Source organism: Micrococcus sp. LASM2_SD2, assembly GCF_057364565.1.
Genome location: NZ_JBNFOB010000168.1, coordinates 1 through 5,404, shown reverse-complemented (window position 1 = coordinate 5,404; position 5,404 = coordinate 1). Strand labels below are relative to the sequence as shown.

General features: G+C 70.7%; 5 protein-coding genes. All 5 read left to right on the top strand.

Going from position 1 to position 5,404, the window contains the following annotated elements; translation table 11 throughout:
- Positions 1 to 863 precede the first annotated feature (863 nt).
- On the top strand, positions 864 to 1,295 hold the full coding sequence (gene mraZ / locus AC2W7A_RS09040; protein ID WP_485991074.1) for a division/cell wall cluster transcriptional repressor MraZ: 432 nt from the start codon (positions 864 to 866) through the stop codon (positions 1,293 to 1,295).
- 243 nt (positions 1,296 to 1,538) lie between these two features.
- The gene (gene rsmH / locus AC2W7A_RS09035) at positions 1,539 to 2,549 is read left to right on the top strand and encodes a 16S rRNA (cytosine(1402)-N(4))-methyltransferase RsmH (RefSeq protein WP_485991073.1); all 1,011 of its coding nucleotides are present in this window, start codon (positions 1,539 to 1,541) and stop codon (positions 2,547 to 2,549) included.
- Positions 2,550 to 2,569: 20 nt separating this feature from the next.
- On the top strand, positions 2,570 to 3,244 hold the full coding sequence (gene ftsL, locus AC2W7A_RS09030) for a cell division protein FtsL (protein ID WP_485991072.1): 675 nt from the start codon (positions 2,570 to 2,572) through the stop codon (positions 3,242 to 3,244).
- Positions 3,244 to 5,046 carry a peptidoglycan D,D-transpeptidase FtsI family protein gene (locus tag AC2W7A_RS09025; RefSeq protein WP_485991071.1) on the top strand — a complete coding sequence of 601 codons (1,803 nt, stop codon included), beginning with the start codon at positions 3,244 to 3,246 and terminating at the stop codon, positions 5,044 to 5,046. The genes ftsL and AC2W7A_RS09025 overlap by 1 nt, the downstream gene beginning before the upstream one ends.
- A gap of 67 nt (positions 5,047 to 5,113) precedes the next feature.
- Positions 5,114 to 5,404: Mur ligase domain-containing protein (locus tag AC2W7A_RS09020; protein WP_485991070.1), on the top strand; the 291-nt coding region annotated here is incomplete at its 3' end.

Sequence of the window (5,404 nt, the reverse complement as noted above, 5' to 3'; positions counted from 1 at the left end):
CGGGGCGGAGCCGTCCGCGTGGACATCGCCCCGGCTGCGCACCGCCCCGTGCGGGGAGGAGTGGCCGTCGTCGACGTCGCGCCAGGACGATGCCGGGCCGGGGCCGCAGGGCCGGAACGGCAGGGTCCCGGGCCGGGTCGCATGGCCGGAATGATCGGACGACAAAGCTGGTATCAGAGTTGTCGGAACTTCCATGGATCACGGCGCAGTTCCGGCAGATCTGATTCCAGCAATGACGTCCACGTATCTGCGTTGGCACGGACCACTCCCTGGTACGAACCCACTGCCCGTCACGGGCCCCGCCAGGCGCAGACCGCTCCCGGGCACGGACGACCCCCTGGCGCGAACCCTTGCCCGTCACGCCCCCACCCGTCACGGACCCCGCCTTGTCCCAGGGCCCTTGACCGCGCCCGTACGATGCTCAGGTGAGCCACAGCACTTCCTCCCCGGACACCCCTGCGTCCCCGGACACCCCAGCCTCCGCCACCGCCGACACCGTCGGCCCCGCCGGCCACGTCCGCCCGGCACCTCCACATCGCACCACCGGCGTCCTCCACTTCCCTCCCCACGCCCCTCCACAGGGCTCCCCACGCCCCTCCACAGGGCTCCCCACGCCCCTCCACTGGGCTTCCTACGCCACTCCAGTGGGCTCCCTACGCGGGCGCCACGGGTCTGGGTGCGCGGTCCCTCCACTGTCCTCCATGGTCTTCTTCCCGCATGATTCCGCGGAATTCCAGGGCTCTGAGTGTGGCGAGGGAGGCGTGGTGGTTGGAGGGTGGGGGAAAGTGGGGTAAAGTGGAGAACAGAAGAGAGCAGAGGCGATGCATCGGCCGGTGCAGAGCTCGGCAAGACAGGGGGTGCCCGTGTTCCTCGGGACCTACACCCCGCGTCTGGACGACAAGTTCCGGCTGATCCTTCCCGCCAAGTTCCGTGAGGAGCTGGCGGAGGGGCTGGTCCTGACCCGCGGTCAGGAGCGCTGCATCTACGTCTTCTCTGAGCGTGAGTTCGCAAGGGTTCACGAGCAGATGAGGTCGGCTCCGCTCTCCTCGAAGCAGGCACGCGACTACATCCGCGTGTTCCTGTCCGGGGCCTCGGACGAGACGCCGGACAAGCAGGGTCGCATCACGGTCCCCGCTCCGCTGCGGCAGTACGCCGGACTGGAGAAGGAGGTCGCGGTGATCGGCGCCGGAACACGTGCGGAGATCTGGGACCTCGAGTCCTGGAACGCATACCTGGCGGAGCAGGAGGCATCCTTCTCCGACACCGACGAGGACGTCCTGCCGGGCATCCTCTGACCCGCCGAGAGGCGGGCAGACAACCGAACATCCACGGATCCCTGAGCGTGGCCTCCAGCCGACGCGAGTCACCTGACCTGCCTTCCCCTGGGCCAGGCGGAGCGCGGTCGGATGGGGATCAGGCCCAGGGATCCGTGTCGTCTCCGGGGAACGGCCCTCGGCGTGACACGCTGAACCGTGCCCGCCGGCCGCGGTGCGGCGACCTGACATCACCGGACCTGGCAGTGGGGGAGGAGGAGTCCCATGGACCACACCGACACCGACGTGGCCGCGCTGCGTCCCGAGGACCGCCACCTGCCGGTCATGAGGGACCGCGTCATCGACCTCCTCGCCCCCGCCGTCGAGGCTTCCCTCCGCGCAGGACGGCGACCGATCGCCGTGGACGGCACGCTCGGCATGGGCGGGCACACGCAGGAGATGCTGCGCCGCTTCGAGGACCTGGTGGTGGTCGGCATCGACCGGGACCCGAACGCCCTGGAGATGGCGGTCGAGCGGCTCGGGGGCCTGTCCGCACGGCTCGTCCCCTTCCACGGCACCTATGACCAGGTGGCCGGCGCCCTCGCCGCGGCGGGGGTCGAGCGCATGGACGCGGCCCTCTACGACCTCGGCGTCTCCTCGTATCAGCTGGACGCCCGGGAGCGCGGATTCGCCTACTCCTACGACGCGCCGCTGGACATGCGCATGGACACGCACGCAGGATACTCCGCCGCCGATCTCGTCGCCGAGGCGGAGGAGGCGGAGCTGCGCCGCATCATCCGCCGCTACGGCGAGGAGAGGTTCGCCGGGCCGATCGCACGCGCCATCGTCCGTGCCCGCGGCGAGGGGCCGTTGACCACCACCGGCGCGCTGGTCGAGGTCATCCGCTCCGCCGTCCCCGTGGCGGCCGGCGCGAAGGGCGGCCACCCCGCCAAGCGCACGTTCCAGGCGCTGCGGATCGCCGTCAACGACGAGCTGGACCTGCTCGAGGCCGCCGTGCCGGCCGTGCTGGACCGCCTGCAGATCGGCGGGCGCGCGGTGGTCATGAGCTACCACTCCCTGGAGGACCGCATCACGAAGAGGCACCTGGGGGAGTGGTCCACTTCTACCGCCCCGCCGAACTTCCCCGTGGTGCTCGAGGAGCACGAGCCGGTGGTCAGGATCCTGACCAGGGGAACGGAGAAGCCCACTTCCGCAGAAATCGCTGAGAACCCGCGCGCCTCCTCCGTAAAGGTGCGTGCAGCAGAGAAGATCAGGAAGTCACGAGGAACCCGATGACGGCACTGGAGGAGCACCGCATGGCCGCAACCGCAGAGGCACGGAGCCTCGCGCACCGTTCCGAGCGCGCCCTGGAGCCCGCCGCAGGCGCCGCCGAACGCGTCCGCACGCCCCTGGCCGTGGTTCCTGCCCCGCTGCCCCGCACCGGACGCGGCATCACGGTGCTCTGCCTGGGCATCCTGATCGTCGCCCTCGCCGTGGTCCTCGTCGCGAACATCACCGTCTCCAATCGGCAGTACCAGATGCTCGAGCTGCGCGCCGAGCAGACCGAGCTGTCCGAGGCCAACGAGCTGCTCGCCCAGCGCGTCGGCTACCTCGAGGCACCCCAGAACCTGGCCTCACGCGCCGGTGCCCTGGGCATGGTCGACGCGGCCGGCACCGCCGCCGTGAACGTGGCCACCGGCCGGGTCTCCGGCGAGGCGGAGGCCGCGACCGAGGGCGAGCACGGAGCCGCCTACGTGAATCCGCCCGCCTCCCTGGACCAGCCCCTCGGAGTGAACAGCCTCGAGGGTGACGCCCTGCCTCCGGGCCACATCAACGGTCCCGAGATGAAGGACCCGGCCGAGGAGAAGAGGGCCAAGGAGAAGAAGGCGGCCGAGAAAGAGGAGCGTGCGGACCGGAGGCGCTCGGAGGACGGCGCCGCGGCGGCCGGACCCGAGTCCGACACCGATCGCGCCGGATCCGGCCAGGACTGATGTCCGAGACCTCCGACCCCACCGGAGCCGATTCGGCCATGGGGGCGCGCCGACGCGAGCGCGCCCTCCTGCTGATCTGTCTCGTCCTTCTCGCGGCGGTCGCCCTGCGTCTCGTGTACGTGCAGGGCATCGACCCGACCGGGCAGGCGTCCAAGGCCCTCGACGAACGTCTCCGCTCCCAGGTCCTGACGCCGGAGCGGGGCTCTGTCCTGGACCGCAACGGGGCCGTGTTGGCCACCAGCGTCCGCCGCTATGACCTCGTGGTGGACCAGCGACTCGTCAAGGACTTCCCCGAGTGGGACACGGAGTCCGGCGAGGAGCGCATGATCGACATCGACGAGCGCATCGCCCAGCTCTCCACCGCCATCGGCGTGTCCGAGAAGGACCTGGCCGACCGGATGAAGGGCGACCGCCCCTACTCGGTGGTCAAGCGTTCGGTCACCCCTCAGGTGCGCGACCTCGCCATGGATCTGCGCGTGCCCGGCCTGATCGCCGAGCCGGTGGACCGCCGGACCTACCCCAACGGACCCGTCGCCGGGTCCATCCTCGGCTTCGTCTCCGCCGACGGCACGGCCCGTGAGGGACTCGAGCTGAGCCAGAACGACGCGCTGGCGGGCAAGGCCGGCAAGCGTGAGTACGAGGTGGCCGCGAACGGATTGCGCATCCCCAACGCGGTCTACAACGAGACCCCGGCGGTCGACGGCTCGGACGTGCAGCTGACGATCGACCGGGACGTGCAGTGGTACGCCCAGGAGCTCATCGCCGCGAAGGCCGCCGACTTCGACGCCGAATGGGCGAACATCGTGGTGCTCGACGCGAAGACCGGGGAGATCCTCGCCATGGCCGACTCCACCACCGTCGACCCTGCCGATCCGAACGGCACGGACCAGCTGTTCTGGCGTCCCACCGCCATGACCCAGGCCGTGGAGCCCGGGTCGACCGGCAAGGCCGTCACCATGGCCGCCGCCCTCGACGCCACCGACCTGACGCCGCTGAGCGAGTTCACCGTGCCCAGCAGCGAGGAGTTCCACGGTCAGAAGATCAACGACGCGAGCCCGCACGCCGAGTACGACATGACACTCGCCGGCATCTTCGCCCGCTCGTACAACGTCGGCACCGTCAAGGCCGCCGAGGAGATGTCCCTGCAGGAGCGGTACGAGTACATGCAGTCGTTCGGCATCGGCGAGGCGAACCAGATTGGCCTGCCCGCCGCCGCGGCCGGCATGCTCGTGCCGCCGGAGAAGTGGGACAACCGCCAGCGCTCGACCACGGCGTTCGGCCAGGCCTACACGCAGACGACCCTCCACACCGCGCAGATCTACCAGACATTGGCCAACGGCGGGGAGATGGTGCCCGCCTCGATCATCAGGTCGATCGTCGAGCCGGACGGGGCCGAGCACGCCTACCCGCGCCGCGAGGAGCGTCGAGTCGTGTCCGAGGAGACCGCGGACGAGATGGTGCGGATGATGGAGACCGTCGTCACGCAGGGAACCTCCAAGCGCGCCGCCGTCGAAGGATACCGGGTCGGCGGCAAGTCCTCCACAGCCCAGGCCGCGGGACCGTCCGGCCGCTATGACGGCTACAACATCGGGTTCACCTCCGTCGCCCCGCTGGACGACCCCCGCTTCGTCGTGTCCGTGTCCATGCACCGCCCCGGGGAGAACTACCAGGGCGCGCACCTCGACGCGCTGTCCGCAGAGCTCATGGAGCACCTGCTCCGCAAGTACAACGTCCCCGCCACCGGAGACGAGCCCCACGACTACAAGGTCTTCGCCGAGGACCCTCAGGACCGCCCGTGGTGACCGGCGCCGCGCACCTCCGCCCGGCACCCGCCGCACCGCCCCACACGCATCACCAGGAGCACGTGTCATGACCGAGTCAACGCACCCGACCCCCGCGGAACAGGACCGGGCCTTCCGCCCGGACCACGTCCCCGGTGTGCCGTGGTCCACCCTGACCGCGGTGCTGCGGGACGCCGGCATCGACGCCGTGGAGACCGGTTCCGCGCCTCGGGGACCGGTCACCGGCGCCTGCCTGAACTCCCGCGTGGTGCAGCCCGGGGACCTCTACGTCGCCCTGCCCGGAGCCCGGGTGCACGGTGCCCGGTTCGTCGCCGCGGCGCTGGAGGCCGGCGCCCTCGCCGTCCTCACGGACGCCGAG